We start from the raw sequence: 14217 nt of genomic DNA on the forward strand, positions 1-14217 counted from the left end.
GCCCCGGCCTCGGCCTCCAAACCTAAAAGGAATATCCCATGAATAAAGTGTTGATTACCGGATTGCTGTCGGCCCTGGCGACGGCCCCCGCTTTCGCTTTTGACTCAGAAGTCAAGTTCAGTGGTATGGTATTGACCGAGAGTTGCACCATCAACGGCTCGGGTACTGCCCCCGTGCCGATCAACGTGTCCATGAGCTCCATCAACAAGAACGCGCTGAACAAGGTGGGCGATTGGGCGTTGAATACACCGTTCAAGCTGTCGCTGACCAACTGTCCCGATTCGGTAAAGATTGTCTGGGAGAAGATGGCGAACGTCGATGGCAGCACTGGAGCGCTGGTCAACACGGTTGCCGGCACCAACGCGCAGATTCGAGTGCTCGACGATACCTTCACGCCCATCAACATGAATGCTGATGTGGGGCGCGTCGTTACCGGTGGTTCGGCGGAGCTGACCTACTACGGCCAGTACTACGCCAAGGTGGTGCCAGTCGTGCCGGGCGAGATCAAGACCTTCGGCTACATCACCCTGCAGTATTGATCCTTCTGCCTGCGCGGCTATTGCCGTGCAGGCGTCTGGGCTGGCATTGGCGCATTCCGCTTCAGGAGTTCCGCAGCCGAGCCAGCAACTCTTGCGTGGGATATCCGTCGGCCGGCAGTCCCACCGACGTCTGATAAGTTCGCACGGCTTGTCGTGTGTTGGCTCCAATGATGCCGTCTGCCGTTCCCGCCTGGTAACCCTTGGTGTTCAACCGCTCCTGCAATTCGATCCTTTCGCTGCGGCTCAGTTGCACCTCCTCGACTGGCCATTTCCCCGCCAGTTGGCCGCCGCCTTTGAAGCTATCGGCGAGCAGGCCGACGGCGAGGGCGTAGGAGGTTGAGTTGTTGTACTTGAGAATGGCGCGGAAGTTGTCCGTTACCAGGAACGCCGGGCCGCGATAGCCTGCTGGGAGTACCAGTGAGACGCTCGCCTGCGGATCGCCAGGCAGCGTGCCGCTGGCCGGCCGCACCCCCAGGCGCAGCCATTCGGCCATGGGCTTGCGGATGCTCATTTCAGCGAGGGCGTAGTCGAAGCCCTGCGGCAGACGGACCTCAAAGCCCCAGGTCTGGCCGCGCTGCCAGCCGGAAGTCTTCAGGTAGTTGGCGGTGGAGGCCAGCGCGTCGCCGGGCGAGTCCCAGATATCGCGCCGGCCATCGCCGTCGAAGTCCACGGCGTAGCGGTTGTAGGTCGTCGGGATGAACTGCGTCTGCCCCATGGCACCGGCCCAGGAACCGATCATGTTGCTGGCGGGCACGTCGCCATGCTGGATGATCTGCAAGGCGGCGATCAGCTGGTCGCGGCCGAAATCCGGGCGACGGCCTTCGTAGGCGAGCGTGGCGAGGGAGCGAATAACGTTCTTGCTGCCCATCTGCCGGCCGAAATTGCTTTCCATGCCCCAGATCGCGACGACGGCTTCGCGGTCGACGCCGTAGGTGGTGTCGATGCGTTGCAGCGTCTCGGCGTTCTGCGACAGGCGGTCCTGGCCATTGCGGACCCGCGCTGGCGAGACGGCGCTTTCCAGATACTGCCAGACCGGACGGGTGAATTCGGGTTGACTGCGATCTGCGGTCACTACCGAATCATCCGGCTCGATGCCATCGAAGGCTGTGTCGAATGTTTCTGCGCGAATGCCGGCAGCCAGCGCCTGGATGCGGAAGTCGTCGCGCCATTGGGCGAAGCTTTGCGTTGGTCGGGCATGCTCGGCAGCGGCGCCCTTTGGGGGCGGCTCCATGCAGGACGTCAGCAGGCCGAAGCTGGCCAGGGACAGAGCGGCGACGAGCAGGCAGCGTTGGCCGACAACAGGTGAAACAGGCTTGCGCATTGCTCTCCTCGGGAACTGGCAGGGGAGGGGCCACCTTAGCATGGCCACTGTGACGCGTCTGCGTTGGGCAGAATCGGCGGGTGTGCAGATTCGATGGCGCAGCCGCGGGAAAATTCCCCCTGGCGACAAGGTAACCGTCGGGCGGCGCGCCGCCGCACTCTTGTAGGGCGCATAACGCGCCAGCGTTATCCGCCGTGGAGGATGCGGCGGATAACCCGTTCCGGGGTATGCGCCCTACGGTCGGCCATCTGGCGTTGCTGCGCCCTACGGTCCGGTCGTCTGGTGCCGGCCCACGGTCTGCCCCGTTACTGCTTGGGTGTGGCGCCGGTTTCCTGATCGACCTTGGGCGCGCTCTGGTTCAGTTCCTTGAGCATGTCGTCATAGGCGGCGCAGTCGTCCGGGCGCTGTTCGCTGGAGCGAGACTTCTTCATTTCCGCGAGTTTTTCATTGAGCTTCTGTGCGCGTTGGGGGTCGCTGCGGGTGACTTCGGTGACCTTGGCGGCGACTTGCTTGCCCTTGGCTTCGGCTTCCTGGTCGGAGCAGAACGCATGGGCGGACAGGCTGAAGGGAAGGGCGAGGATGGCGAGGATCAGGGGCGCTTTCATGGTTTGGACTCCAGGGCTTGGCTGTCCGGTTGAAAGCGAAAGGGCGGGGCTGGTTCAGGTTTTTTGAGGATTTCAGGCCGCCAGAAGCGAAGAAGCCTCCCAGTTTCGGGAGGCTTCGCGGCGGTAGCTGCCTTTGCCTTTGAGCGGCTGTTCCTGGCGGCTGCGGAACAGGGGCTGTGCGACCAGGGACTTGGCCTTGTTCGGCCGTTTGGATTTCTTCGCCATGTGACTTTCCTCGTTTAGGCCGGTGCCATTGCCGGCGGGCGCATCTTCTGCCTATCTGGGACGTTTGTCCATGCCATTGGTCACCGGCGAGCGGGGCAAGGCTGCCGTGTGCGATTCGGGGCTACTCTGGTCGACGGACCTTTCTGGCACCACGGATAAAGACGAGGGCAAGGGCGATGAAGTTTCTGTGCATGATCTACTTTGACGAGCGAAAGGCGGCGGAGCTGCCGGAGGCCGAGCTGCGCGGCATCGTCGACGAGTGCATGACCTACAGCGAGCAACTGCGGCGCAGCGGTAATTACATCGCGGCCAATGCGCTGTTGCCGACGCCGACCGGGCGCACAGTGCGCGGCCAGGGTGACAAGCTTGCCGTTACCGACGGGCCTTTCGCCGAGACGCGGGAGCAGTTGGGCGGCTTCTACCTGATCGAGGCGCAGAGCATGGAGGAGGCCGAGCGCATCGCCGCGAAGATTCCACCGGGGCGGCTGGGCTGTGTGGAAGTACGCCAGGTACGGGAGTGGGAGTGAGGTATGGGGGCGGCGTTGGGGCGAGTAACGCGCAGTGTTGTCCGCCGAAGGCAAGACGGTGGATAACCCGTTCAGGGTTATTCGCGCCGGGACGCGCGGTGCCGAATGGCAAGAGCGCCCCATGGGCGCGATCGCGGGCATGGCCCGCTCCTACAGGGGGATGCAGCCATTCAGAATGGTGGTTGGCTATTTCCTGAGAGGTGAACCGGGCCACGCTATGCGGCTAAACGTTCGGGTTTGAGCTGTCAGACCAGCGAATTCTCCTACGTTCTTTTAGCCTTGAGGGCCTACGTGCGTGCTCGCTAGATTCCACTTGCCACGGCCCAAAAACCGTGGCCGGGTGTCGCAGCCTGGTATGGACAAAGCACACGTACTGCCGTCTACCTGCACAGGCGATTGTTGCCTGCTGCATGGTTTCTCCGTGGCGGCCGTGTGGTTGCAGGCTAACGCCTGGCCGGGTTTTGCTCTGTCCACCGGTACTGCGACCTTCCGCACGGTCCGCCTCCCTTCTCGCGTCGCAGCGGGAGGAGGCGGTTTCTCAACGTGGACGGAGTTACCAGCCATGCACTATCCCTTTTTTACGCCCGTGCCCCGCCAGAGTCCTTCGTTTCCCGTCGTACTTCCCCCGGAGGTCCGCCATGACTGAGTTCCTGCCCGTCCCGCTGGAGTCCCGGCCCTATGAGGACGTGATGTTCATCAATGCTTTGGCTTCGATCGAGCAGTTACGCGACGCTGCGCTGCGCCGCCTGACGGCCGTGGAAGACCTGCTGAGCCTGCTGGAAGATGACTCCGACCCTGGCCTGATCCGCGCTACGTCGCGGCTGGCTTCGGCATTGTTGCCGCTGGTCAGCGAGGCGCGACAGCTCTACGAGTTGTCGCTGGACCGGCCGACTCAAGAGCGGGTAAGAGGACGCAATGTGCTTCAGGAAGTCGACACAGCGGTCCGCTGAATGACGTAGGGCGCATAACGCGTCAGCGTTATCCGCCCTACAGTTGGGGGGCTGTGAGAATTCAGGCCGAAGGCAGGCTGATGCGCTGCCCGGCGACCAGCAGAGCGAGGCGGGCGAGGCTGTTCCAGACGTTGCCGGGCGCCTGGCCTTTGATCTGTGCGTCGATCAACTGGGCGTCCTGCAGCATCTGGTTCCAGCGCTGCGCGGTGTGCCGCTGCAGGGCCTTGCTCATCAGCGGGCGGCGCTTGTCCCAGATGGGCGGTCGGCACTGACTGAAGGCCTTGTCCAGCGGTATGCCCTGGCTGAACTGCTGGGCAAGGCTGGCCAGCACGCGGACTTCCCGGGCCAGGGCCCAGAGAATCACCGGCGGCTCAACGCCTTCGCCGCGCAGGCCTTCGAGCATGCGCAGGCAGTGGGCGGCTTCGCCATTGAGGGCGGCATCGATCAGGCCGAAGACGTCGAAGCGCGCGCTGTCGGCCACGGCGGCCTGCACGGTGTCGGCGTCGATCTGCTGGCCATCGGCGAGCAGCTTGAGCTTTTCGATTTCCTGGGCGGCGGCCAGCAGGTTGCCTTCGACGCGCGCGGCGATCAGGTCCACCGCTTCCTGGCTGGCGGCAAGGCCGGCCTGGGACAGGCGCTGGCGAATCCACTGTGGCAACTGATGCACGTCGATCGGCCAGATCTGGATGAACTGGGCAGCATCGCCGTCGATCAGGGCCTTGGCCCATTTGGTCTTCTGCGTGCTGCCGTCGAGCTTGGGCAGGCTGACCAGCAGGACGGTGTCTTCCGGCGGGCGCTGCAGGTATTCCTGGAGGATGGCCGCGCCCTTGTCGCCGGGTTTGCCGGAGGGCAGGCGCAGTTCGATCAGGCGCTTTTCGGCGAACAGCGAGAGGCTGGCGCCGGCTTCGAGCAGTTGGCCCCAGTCGAAGTTGGCTTCGGCGTTGAACACCTGGCGTTCGCCGAAATCACGCTGGCGGCAGGCGGTGCGGATGGCGTCGCAGGCCTCCTGGCAGAGCAGCGGTTCGTCGCCGCTGACCACGTAGACGGGCGCGAGGTTGCCTTGCAGGTGCTTGGCGAGTTGTCCGGGATTGAGCTTCATAATGAGAAAGGGGCCGGTTGGCCGGCCCCTTGTCGCTTACTGCGCTTTCGGGAATTCGATCGGCGATTGCTGCGGCTGAGACTTGGCAGCCTCATCCGCGGCCTTCATCGCGTCCGCTTCGGCCTTGGCCTTGGCTTCTGCCTTGGTCTGTAGCTCGTCGAGCTGGGCCGGAGTGATCAGCTGCAGGCGGGTGACCATCTGCTGGACCAGGTCGCGGCGCATTTCGGTGCGGATCTGCTGGGCTTCCTGGTCGGAGCCGATCAGGTTGTTCTCATCCTGCACATAGACCTTGCGGACCTGAACCTGGTTGGCGAGCAGCAGCAGGTTGTCGGTGCCACGGATCTCGTAGCTCAGGGTGTTGGTCAGTTCGTTTTCCGCGCTGCGCGCCGAGCTGGTGTAGCTGACGCTGCGGCTGGTCACGTCTTCGCGGGCGAGGATCAGGTGGTACGGCGCACGCGAGACGACTTTCACGCCGCTGCCTTCAAGCACCTGCTTTAGCTGGGTTACGGTTTCGCCATAGGCGTTGCGCGCGCTCACGTCGATTTCCTTGAGCGCAAAGTTCGTATCGCCCAGGCCACGCAGTTGGAAACCGCAGGCGCTCAGCACGCTGGCCAGGCCGATCAGCGCGAGGCTGGTCAGGATACGTTTCATCAAGCTTCCCTCACTCCTGTTGATCCGGTATGCCCGTGGCGAAGGTGCCACGGGCGAATGGGTCTTTTCCAGCGTTGCTTTTAGTTGGCGACGATATTGACCAGCTTGCCGGGCACCACGATGACCTTGCGGATGGTCAGGCCGTCGGTGAAGCGCAGCACGTTCTCGTTGGCGCGGGCGGCCGCTTCGACGTCCTCGCGGCTGGCGCTGGCGGGCATTTCGATGTGGCCGCGCAGCTTGCCGTTGACCTGTACCACCAGTTGCAGGCTGTCCTGCACCAGGGCGGCTTCGTCGACCTGCGGCCAGCTGGCGTCGATCACGGCGCCGTCCTTGCCCAGCTCCTGCCAGACCACGTGGCAGATGTGAGGGGTGATCGGGGCAAGCAGCAGGGTGACGGTTTCCAGGCCTTCCTGCAGCAGGGCGCGGTCGGCGGCGGATTCGGCCGGAGCCTTCTCCAGCACGTTCATCAGGGTCATCACGGCGGCGATGGCGGTGTTGAACTTGTGGTGCTGGCCTACGTCCTGGCTGGCCTGGCGGATGGCCAGGTGGATGGCGCGGTGAATGGCCTTCTGTGCGTCGTCCAGCGCGGATTTGTCCACGGCGCCGGCAGGGCCTGCGTTGACGTGGGCCTGGGCCAGACGCCAGACGCGGCGCAGGAAGCGGTTGGCGCCTTCGATGCCGGAGTCGGACCATTCGCAGCTCATGTCCGGCGGCGAGGCGAACATCATGAACAGACGGCAGGTGTCGGCGCCGTAGGCATCGATCATGGCCTGCGGGTCCACGCCATTGTTCTTGGACTTGGACATCTTCTCGGTGCCGCCGATTTCCACCGGCAGGCCGTCGGTCTTCAGGCGAGCGCCGATGACCTTGGCCTTGGCATCACGTTCGACTTCCACGTCCGCCGGGTTGAACCATTCCTTGCCACCGTTGGCGGCGACGCGGTAGTAGGTCTCGGCGACCACCATGCCCTGGGTCAGCAGGTTCTTGAACGGCTCGTCGGAGTCGATCAGGCCTTCGTCGCGCATCAGCTTGTGGAAGAAGCGCGCGTACAGCAGGTGGAGGATGGCGTGTTCGATACCGCCGATGTACTGGTCGACCGGCAGCCAGTAGTTGGCGGCCTTCTTGTCCAGCATGCCGTCTTCGAACTGCGGGCAGGCGTAGCGGGCGAAGTACCAGGACGACTCGACGAAGGTGTCCATGGTGTCGGTTTCGCGCTTGGCCGGCTGGCCGCATTTCGGGCAGCTGCACTCGTAGAACGACGGCAGTTTGGCCAGCGGCGAGCCGGCGCCGTCCGGCACCACGTCTTCGGGCAGGACGACCGGCAATTGGTCGGCCGGTACCGGCACGTCGCCACAGGTGTCGCAGTGGATGATCGGAATCGGGCAGCCCCAGTAGCGCTGGCGGCTGATGCCCCAGTCACGCAGGCGGAACTGGGTGCGCTGCTGGCCGAGGCTCTTGGCGGCGAGATCGGCGCCAATGGCGTCGAACGCGGCCTGATAGCCGAGGCCGTCGTACTTGCCGGAGTTGACGGTGATGACGCTCTCGTCCTTCAGGCCGTACCACTCTTTCCAGAGGGTCGATTCGAAGTCGTTGTCGGCACCGACCTGGGCGATCACTTGCTGGATCGGCAGGGCGTATTTGTTGGCGAACTCGAAATCGCGCTCGTCGTGACCCGGCACGGCCATCACGGCGCCTTCGCCGTAGGTCATCAGGACGTAGTTGGCGATCCACACCGGCAGCTTGTCGCCGGTCAGCGGGTGCTCGACGAACAGGGAAGTGGCGACGCCTTTCTTCTCCTGGGTGGCAATGTCGGCTTCGGCGACGCCGCCGCGCTTGCACTCGTCGATGAACGCCTGCAGCGCCGGATCGCGCTCGGCGGCCAGGGTGGCCAGCGGGTGCTCGGCGGCCACGGCGACGTAGGTGGCGCCCATCAGGGTGTCCGGACGGGTGGTGAAGACCTTCAGCTGGCCGGCTTCGCCGATGGAGGCCTGGTCATAGGGGAAGGCGATCTCCATGCCGCGGGACTTGCCGATCCAGTTGCGCTGCATGGTCTTGACCTGTTCCGGCCAGCCCGGCAGGTCGTCGAGGCTGGACAGCAGCTCTTCGGCGTAGGCGGTGATCTTGAAGTAGTACATCGGGATTTCGCGCTTCTCGATCAGCGCGCCCGAACGCCAGCCACGGCCATCGATGACCTGCTCGTTGGCCAGTACGGTCTGGTCCGCCGGGTCCCAGTTCACGGTACCGTTCTTGCGGTAGATCACGCCCTTCTCGAACAGGCGGGTGAACAGCCACTGTTCCCAGCGGTAGTAGTCCGGCTTGCAGGTGGTGACTTCGCGGGACCAGTCGATCGCCAGGCCCAGGCTGTTGAGCTGGGACTTCATGTAGGCGATGTTGTCGTAGGTCCAGGCCGCCGGGGCGACGTTGTTCTTCATCGCGGCGTTTTCCGCCGGCATGCCGAACGCGTCCCAGCCCATCGGCTGCAGGACGTTCTTGCCCTGCATGCGGTGGTAGCGGCTGATCACGTCACCGATGGTGTAGTTGCGCACATGCCCCATGTGTAGCTTGCCGCTCGGATACGGGAACATCGACAGGCAGTAGAACTTCTCCTTGCCGGCGACTTCGTCGACGCGGAAAGAGTTGTGTTCGTTCCAGAAGTTCTGGGCCTGGGATTCGATCTCGAGAGGCTGATATTGCTCGTGCATGGCGCGATTTGAACCTGTACGGAAAAGAATTGTGCAGCCAGGAAGGTCGAGTGGCCCTTTCGCTGAACCGACCCCTGAGAAGACCCGGGCCGGGCGGCTACAGAAAGCCTCGTAGCATACATGACCCCCACTCGAGCCGGTAGCCCGCGCCGTTTGTCGCACGCTCGGTGTTGCACGGGGTGGGCCGCTAAGCTTTGCCTGAGGGCGGGAGGTTTCCGCCTGTCTTGAGGTGACTGATGGCTGAGCTGCATCGCGCAAGTGCTTCGGGTTCCGGTCTGTATGAACGGTTGTTGCAACGGCTCGCGCTGGCCCTGGATGAGGCCGACACCGCTGAGCGACTACGTGACGAATGCCCCGTGGAACTGGAGTTGCGCGGTTTGAGCAGTGCCGAGATGGAGTTGATCAGGGCTTATCTGGACCAGGATGTGAACTGGCTGCGCGGCTGGCATGCCGCGGCGGAGGAGCTCGCCATGCTGGAGCGTGCCCCGGCTCGGGTGCCGCGCCATGTGCGCCAACCCACACCGCCCAGCCGTCCCCGCCTGGTGACGCGCCCGCAGCAGCTGCAATGCGCGCTGTGCGGTTCGCCGGTGGCCTGGAGCCGCAATCAGGGCGTGCTGCCCTGCACTTCCTGTGGCTCGCAGTTGTTCCGCAACGCGAAGGCACGCTGACATTTCCCCGATCCGTTAGGCTTGGCGCCTCGACAAGGAGTCGCCAATGCCTATCCGCTTCATCCTCAAACAGATTTTCATGCCGCCGGGATTGCTGCTGCTGTTGCTCTTCCTGGGCTTCGTGCTGCGCCGGCGCTATCCGCGCTTGTCGGTGTTCTGCTTCTTTTCCGGTTTCCTCGGCCTGCTGGTGATGAGCCTGCCGGTGACGGTGGAGTGGGGCGCACGCCAGCTGGAGCAGCAGGATGCGCTGAAACAGACAGAGTGGGCGGGTCTGGCGCAGCGCGCCGACGCCATCGTGGTGCTCGGCGCTGGTCGGGTGCGCGGGGATCGTGCCTGGGATGAGGACCAGCCGGGCCTGATGGCTCGCGAGCGCATTCGCTATGCCGCACGCCTGGCCAAGGCCAGCGGCCTGCCAGTGCTGACTTCCGGCGGCCTGCACTACGGCACGCCGCCCTCCGAGGCGCGGATCATGGCGCAGAGCCTGCGGGACGATTACGGCGTGCCGGTGCGCTGGGAGGAGGGGCGCAGCCGCACGACCTGGGAGAACGCCCGGTTCAGCGCCGACATGCTGCGCGAGGCGGGTATCCAGCGAGTAGTGCTGGTGACCAGCGCCATTCACATGCCGCGCTCGATCTGGAGCTTCGAGAAGGCCGGGCTGGAAGTGCTGCCGGCGCCCTCGGGCTACATCGGTACGGACGACGCAGTGCCCATGGGCGGTTGGCTGCCGGAAGGGCGGGCGATCTGGCAGAGCGGGCAGTTGCTCAATGAGGCGATCGGGTTGGTCGGCTATCGGTTGTTCTATCGCTAGCCTCCGCCATGAAAAAGGGCCTCGCAATGAGGCCCTTGTTCGTTGGAATCAGCCGAACAGCCGGCGTTCTTCCGGGTGCGTACGGCGGCGTACCAGTGCCCACACCAGCAGCACGGCGCTGAGGATCGCCAGCGGCCAGACGCGCCACTGCAGGTACGGCGTCATGCCCTGCATCGGCACCACTTCGCCACGCAGCACGCCTTGCTGGAACTGCGGGATCTGCACCGCCAGCTTGCCGAACGGGTCGATCAGCGCGGTGACGCCGTTGTTGGTGCCGCGCACCATCCAGCGCCCGGCTTCCAGGGCGCGCATCTGCGCCATCTGCAGGTGCTGCAGCGGGCCGATGGAGGTGCCGAACCAGGCGTCGTTGCTGATGGTCAGCAGCAGCTGGCTCTGCGCTGCGAGTTCGGCGGCGAATTCCGGGTAGACCACTTCGTAGCAGATGTACGGCGCCACGGAGTAGCCTTTGGCCTTGAGCAGCGGCTGGTCGGCCGGACCGCGGGCGAAGTCGGACATGGGCAGGTCGAAGAAGCTGATCAGGCCGCGCAGCAGGTCCTGCAGCGGGACGTATTCACCGAAGGGCACAAGCTTCTGCTTGAGGTAGTTGCCGCTGCCTTCGCCGACCACGGTGATGCCGTTGTAGTAGCGAATGCCTTCGGTGGTCTTCTCGCGTACCGGTACGCCGGTGATGAGCGCGGCCTTCTTGGCGGTGGCGACGCCGTTGATCATCTCCAGGTAGCCGGTGGCCTGGTCCTTGAGCACCGGCACGGCGGTTTCCGGCCAGACGATCAGGTCGACGTCGTTCTGCTCGGCGGTCAGGTCGCGGTACAGCTCCAGCTGGTGGGTGATGGCCTTGGGGTCCCACTTCATTTCCTGGGCGATGTTGCCCTGCAGCGCGGCGACCTTCAGCGGTGCGCCGGCCGGAGTGGTCCAGGCGTGACCCTTGTAGCCCAGGCCCACGGCCCAGGGGGCGATCAGCAGGACCAGGCCGGTGACCAGGCGCGCCGGGCGCCGGGTCAGGGCCGGGAGGTTGATGATCAGCGCGCCGGTCAGGGCTATGCCGAAGGACACCAGCCAGACGCCGCCCAGCGGGGCGAGGCCGGCCAGCGGGCCGTCCAGCTGGCTGTAGCCGGCGTAGAGCCAGGGGAAGCCGGTGAGGAACCAGCTGCGGAACAGCTCCAGCACCACCCACAGCGCGGCGAAGGCCAGCGCGTCGCTGACCGGCGCATTGTTGCGACGGAAGAACTTCGCCCAGACCCACGCCGGCAGGGCAAAGAAGAAGGCCACGCCGGCACTGAAGCCGCCGACCAGGAAGCCCGCCAGCGGCCCGGACGCGCCGCCGAAGTTGTAGATGCTGAAGTAGATCCAGCTGGTGCCGGCGATGAAGGCGCCGAAGCCGTACCACCAGCCGCGCCAGAGCGCCGAACCCGCGGTGGTGCCGCGCAGGCCGAGGTAGAACAGGGCCAGCGAGAGCACTGCCAGCGGCCAGTAGCCGAACGGGGCCAGGGTCAGCGGCGTGAGCGCGCCGGCGGCCAGGGCGAGCAGGTGGCCTGGCAGGCCGGGGCGGGTGATCCAGCGCATCGGAAATCCTTGTTGCGGTTAAGCGATGCGCAAGAGTAATGGAGAGACGAACGGTAGGCTATGGGGATGAAAGCCAAAAGCCATGAGCTGACTGCGGCGGGATGTTGCAGGACGCGGAGGGTTTGTCTGTAGGAATTCAGCGAGGGGTGTTTCGCGCGCTCCTGTAGGAGCGGACTTTGTCCGCGATTGCGGGCATGGCCCGCTCCTACAGGGTGCGTGGTGGCTCAGTCCTGCAGCGGAGTAAGGCGCAGCAGGTGCAGCCGACGGCTGTCGGCGTTGAGCACGCGGAAGCGGAAGCCGCCCAGTTCGGTGGTTTCGTTGCGCTTGGGCAAGTGCCCGAAGGCGCTCATCACCACGCCGCCGACGGTGTCGAATTCCTCGTCGGAGAATTCCGCGCCGAAGAAATCGTTGAAGGCTTCCACCGGGGTCAGCGCCTTGACGATGAAGTCGCCGCTGGGCAGCGGCTTGATGTAACTGTCTTCCTCGACGTCGTGCTCGTCCTCGATATCGCCGACGATCTGCTCCAGCACGTCCTCGATGGTCACCAGTCCCGCCACGCCGCCGTATTCGTCGATGACGATGGCCATGTGGTTGCGGTTGGCGCGGAATTCGCGCAGCAGCACGTTCAGGCGCTTGGACTCGGGCACGAAGGTGGCCGGGCGCAGCAGGTCCTTGATGTTGAAGGCGTGATTCTGGTCGTGGAGGACCAGCGGCAGCAGGTCCTTGGCCAGCAGGACGCCCATGATGTCGTCCAGGCTCTCGCCGATCACCGGGTAGCGCGAGTGCGCCGCTTCGATGATAGCCGGGAGGAAGTCGGCAGGCTTCTGCGTCGACTTGATGGAGATCATCTGCGAACGCGGGATCATGATGTCGCGGACCTGGAGGTCCGCCACCTGGATCGCGCCTTCGACGATCGACAACGCTTCGCTGTCCAGCAGCTTGTTGTCGTGGGCTTCGCGCAGCAGCTCAAGCAGCTCCTGGCGGTTTCTCGGCTCATGGGCAAAAGCCTGGGTGATCTTGTCCAACCACGACTTGTGCCCATTGCTCGATCGGTCTTCGCTCATCTTTTCCTTGCTCGGTGGCTTTTATTCTTCATCGGCCGCGTATGGGTCCGGGTGACCCAGTTCAGCCAGCAATTCGCGTTCCAGGCCTTCCATTTCCTCGGCTTCTTCATCTTCGATGTGATCGTAGCCGAGCAGGTGGAGGCAGCCATGGATGACGAGGTGGGCCCAGTGGGCCTCGGCGGACTTGCCCTGTTCGGCGGCCTCGCGGGTGACTACAGGGACGCAGATCACCAGGTCGCCGAGCAGCGGGATGTCCAGCAGCTCGTCGGGAACGTCGGCGGGGAAGGACAGTACGTTGGTGGCGTAGTCCTTGTGTCGCCAGGTCTTGTTCAGTTCGCGCCCTTCGGTTTCGTCCACCAGGCGGATGGTGAGTTCCGAATCATTCTGGCGTTGGCGCAGGGCCAGTTCGCACCAGTGGCGGAACTGCGCTTCGCTCGGCAGGCCGGTCGCTTCGCAGGCGACCTGCAGGTCCAGTTCAAGCATGCTTGTTGCCCTGGCCTTCTACGCCGGTCAGGCGATTCTCGTAGGCGTCGTAGGCATCGACGATGCGCTGCACCAACGGGTGACGCACGACGTCCTTGGACTTGAAGTGGGTGAAGCTGATACCGGGGACGTCGCGCAGCACTTCCATCACGTGCTTCAGGCCCGAGCGCGTGCCTTTGGGCAGGTCGACCTGGGTAACGTCGCCAGTGATCACCGCGGTGGAGCCGAAGCCGATCCGGGTGAGGAACATCTTCATCTGTTCCATCGTGGTGTTCTGGCTTTCGTCGAGGATGATGAAGCTGTTGCTCAGCGTGCGGCCGCGCATATAGGCCAGCGGCGCGACTTCGATCACCTGGCGTTCGATCAGCTTGGCCACGGTCTCGAAGCCGAGCATCTCGTACAGCGCGTCATACAGCGGGCGCAGGTACGGGTCGATCTTCTGCGACAGGTCGCCGGGCAGGAAGCCGAGCTTCTCGCCAGCCTCGACTGCCGGGCGCACCAGCAGGATGCGGCGGATCTGCTCGCGTTCCAGGGCGTCCACGGCGCAGGCCACGGCGAGGTAGGTCTTGCCGGTGCCGGCCGGGCCGATGCCGAAGTTGATGTCGTGGTCGAGGATGGCCTTCACGTAGCGCTGCTGGTTCGCACCGCGCGGGCGGATGTGCGCCTGACGGGTCTTGAGCGTGACCAGCGGGGCGACGGGCTCGACGGAGAGTTCTTCCAGGCCGGACTCCTGCAGGAACAGGTGGACCATGTCAGGCGTCAGCTCGGTACCGTTCTGCACTTCGCGGTAGAGGCGCTGCAGGAGGTTTTCGGCCGCTTGGGTGCGCTCGGGGTCACCGACCAGTTCGAACTGGTTGCCGCGGTTGCGGATCTCGATGCCGAGGCGCTTCTCGATCTGGTGCAGGTGTTCGTCGAACTGACCGCACAGGTTGGCGAAGCTGCGGGCCTCGAAGGGCTCGAGCATGAAACGATGGATATCCAGGGGGGCGTTCAA

Annotated in this window: 15 protein-coding genes; 5 read left to right on the plus strand and 10 right to left on the minus strand. The window is 64.5% G+C overall.

All coding sequences use genetic code 11. From position 1 onward, the window contains the following. Positions 1–38: 38 nt before the first annotated feature. Positions 39–539 carry a fimbrial protein gene (locus IB261_RS03770; RefSeq protein ID WP_192381495.1) on the plus strand — a complete coding sequence of 167 codons (501 nt, stop codon included), beginning with the start codon at positions 39–41 and terminating at the stop codon, positions 537–539. A gap of 61 nt (positions 540–600) precedes the next feature. Here IB261_RS03770 and IB261_RS03775 read toward each other — a convergent pair whose 3' ends face one another. From IB261_RS03775 to arfA, 3 genes are all read right to left on the minus strand, one after another. After that, positions 601–1860 carry a lytic murein transglycosylase gene (locus tag IB261_RS03775; RefSeq protein ID WP_192381496.1) on the minus strand — a complete coding sequence of 420 codons (1260 nt, stop codon included), beginning with the start codon at positions 1858–1860 and terminating at the stop codon, positions 601–603. A gap of 305 nt (positions 1861–2165) precedes the next feature. Then, positions 2166–2465: a hypothetical protein gene (locus IB261_RS03780; RefSeq protein WP_081517154.1), complete on the minus strand. Its 300-nt coding sequence runs from the start codon at positions 2463–2465 to the stop codon at positions 2166–2168. 72 nt (positions 2466–2537) lie between these two features. Then, positions 2538–2690, minus strand: coding sequence for an alternative ribosome rescue factor ArfA (gene arfA, locus IB261_RS03785; RefSeq protein WP_045215115.1), 153 nt, complete (start codon positions 2688–2690; stop codon positions 2538–2540). 176 nt (positions 2691–2866) lie between these two features. On the opposite strand from arfA, the gene IB261_RS03790 reads away from it, so the two are divergent. Continuing rightward, positions 2867–3217 carry a YciI family protein gene (locus IB261_RS03790; protein ID WP_081517155.1) on the plus strand — a complete coding sequence of 117 codons (351 nt, stop codon included), beginning with the start codon at positions 2867–2869 and terminating at the stop codon, positions 3215–3217. A 638-nt stretch (positions 3218–3855) separates the two neighbouring features. After that, the gene (locus IB261_RS03795) at positions 3856–4167 is read left to right on the plus strand and encodes a hypothetical protein (protein ID WP_192381497.1); all 312 of its coding nucleotides are present in this window, start codon (positions 3856–3858) and stop codon (positions 4165–4167) included. Positions 4168–4228: 61 nt separating this feature from the next. Here the strand turns inward: IB261_RS03795 and holA are convergent, their stop codons facing one another. The 3 genes from holA to leuS all read right to left on the minus strand — a co-directional run bounded on the left by holA (position 4229) and on the right by leuS (position 8619). Beyond that, a complete protein-coding gene (gene holA / locus IB261_RS03800; RefSeq protein WP_081517157.1) occupies positions 4229–5266 on the minus strand; it encodes a DNA polymerase III subunit delta in 1038 nt (345 codons plus the stop codon). Between the two features lie 36 nt (positions 5267–5302). Next, complete coding sequence (locus IB261_RS03805) at positions 5303–5917, minus strand: LPS-assembly lipoprotein LptE (RefSeq protein ID WP_192381498.1); 615 nt, start codon at positions 5915–5917, stop codon at positions 5303–5305. A gap of 80 nt (positions 5918–5997) precedes the next feature. Further along, a complete protein-coding gene (leuS, locus tag IB261_RS03810; protein ID WP_192381499.1) occupies positions 5998–8619 on the minus strand; it encodes a leucine--tRNA ligase in 2622 nt (873 codons plus the stop codon). A 236-nt stretch (positions 8620–8855) separates the two neighbouring features. Between leuS and IB261_RS03815 the strand changes: the two genes are divergently transcribed. Together IB261_RS03815 and IB261_RS03820 are read left to right on the plus strand one after the other, a co-directional pair. Further along, positions 8856–9287 carry a hypothetical protein gene (locus tag IB261_RS03815; RefSeq protein WP_151189310.1) on the plus strand — a complete coding sequence of 144 codons (432 nt, stop codon included), beginning with the start codon at positions 8856–8858 and terminating at the stop codon, positions 9285–9287. A 46-nt stretch (positions 9288–9333) separates the two neighbouring features. Continuing rightward, complete coding sequence (locus tag IB261_RS03820; protein WP_192381500.1) at positions 9334–10095, plus strand: YdcF family protein; 762 nt, start codon at positions 9334–9336, stop codon at positions 10093–10095. A 48-nt stretch (positions 10096–10143) separates the two neighbouring features. Here IB261_RS03820 and lnt read toward each other — a convergent pair whose 3' ends face one another. The 4 genes from lnt to IB261_RS03840 all read right to left on the minus strand — a co-directional run bounded on the left by lnt (position 10144) and on the right by IB261_RS03840 (position 14217). Continuing rightward, positions 10144–11676: an apolipoprotein N-acyltransferase gene (lnt, locus tag IB261_RS03825; RefSeq protein WP_192381501.1), complete on the minus strand. Its 1533-nt coding sequence runs from the start codon at positions 11674–11676 to the stop codon at positions 10144–10146. 224 nt (positions 11677–11900) lie between these two features. Then, positions 11901–12740 (minus strand): CorC family transporter, encoded by an 840-nt coding sequence (locus tag IB261_RS03830; RefSeq protein WP_081517163.1) that lies wholly within the window; start codon positions 12738–12740, stop codon positions 11901–11903. A 21-nt stretch (positions 12741–12761) separates the two neighbouring features. Further along, positions 12762–13223 carry an rRNA maturation RNase YbeY gene (ybeY, locus tag IB261_RS03835; protein ID WP_192381502.1) on the minus strand — a complete coding sequence of 154 codons (462 nt, stop codon included), beginning with the start codon at positions 13221–13223 and terminating at the stop codon, positions 12762–12764. Further along, complete coding sequence (locus tag IB261_RS03840) at positions 13216–14217, minus strand: PhoH family protein (RefSeq protein ID WP_081517165.1); 1002 nt, start codon at positions 14215–14217, stop codon at positions 13216–13218. The genes ybeY and IB261_RS03840 overlap by 8 nt, the downstream gene beginning before the upstream one ends.

The sequence above is a fragment of the Pseudomonas sp. PDM20 genome (assembly GCF_014852575.3).
GTDB lineage: Bacteria > Pseudomonadota > Gammaproteobacteria > Pseudomonadales > Pseudomonadaceae > Pseudomonas.

Excerpts from the sequence above, each read along its gene's own strand:
- IB261_RS03795 (WP_192381497.1), top strand. The coding sequence starts at position 3,856 with ATGACTGAGTTCCTGCCCGTCCCGCTGGAGTCCCGGCCCTATGAGGAC.
- IB261_RS03790 (WP_081517155.1), top strand. The coding sequence starts at position 2,867 with ATGAAGTTTCTGTGCATGATCTACTTTGACGAGCGAAAGGCGGCGGAG.
- ybeY (WP_192381502.1), bottom strand. The coding sequence starts at position 13,223 with ATGCTTGAACTGGACCTGCAGGTCGCCTGCGAAGCGACCGGCCTGCCG.
- leuS (WP_192381499.1), bottom strand. The coding sequence starts at position 8,619 with ATGCACGAGCAATATCAGCCTCTCGAGATCGAATCCCAGGCCCAGAAC.
- IB261_RS03820 (WP_192381500.1), top strand. The coding sequence starts at position 9,334 with ATGCCTATCCGCTTCATCCTCAAACAGATTTTCATGCCGCCGGGATTG.
- IB261_RS03830 (WP_081517163.1), bottom strand. The coding sequence starts at position 12,740 with ATGAGCGAAGACCGATCGAGCAATGGGCACAAGTCGTGGTTGGACAAG.
- arfA (WP_045215115.1), bottom strand. The coding sequence starts at position 2,690 with ATGGCGAAGAAATCCAAACGGCCGAACAAGGCCAAGTCCCTGGTCGCA.
- IB261_RS03770 (WP_192381495.1), top strand. The coding sequence starts at position 39 with ATGAATAAAGTGTTGATTACCGGATTGCTGTCGGCCCTGGCGACGGCC.
- holA (WP_081517157.1), bottom strand. The coding sequence starts at position 5,266 with ATGAAGCTCAATCCCGGACAACTCGCCAAGCACCTGCAAGGCAACCTC.
- IB261_RS03805 (WP_192381498.1), bottom strand. The coding sequence starts at position 5,917 with ATGAAACGTATCCTGACCAGCCTCGCGCTGATCGGCCTGGCCAGCGTG.
- IB261_RS03815 (WP_151189310.1), top strand. The coding sequence starts at position 8,856 with ATGGCTGAGCTGCATCGCGCAAGTGCTTCGGGTTCCGGTCTGTATGAA.
- IB261_RS03780 (WP_081517154.1), bottom strand. The coding sequence starts at position 2,465 with ATGAAAGCGCCCCTGATCCTCGCCATCCTCGCCCTTCCCTTCAGCCTG.
- IB261_RS03775 (WP_192381496.1), bottom strand. The coding sequence starts at position 1,860 with ATGCGCAAGCCTGTTTCACCTGTTGTCGGCCAACGCTGCCTGCTCGTC.
- lnt (WP_192381501.1), bottom strand. The coding sequence starts at position 11,676 with ATGCGCTGGATCACCCGCCCCGGCCTGCCAGGCCACCTGCTCGCCCTG.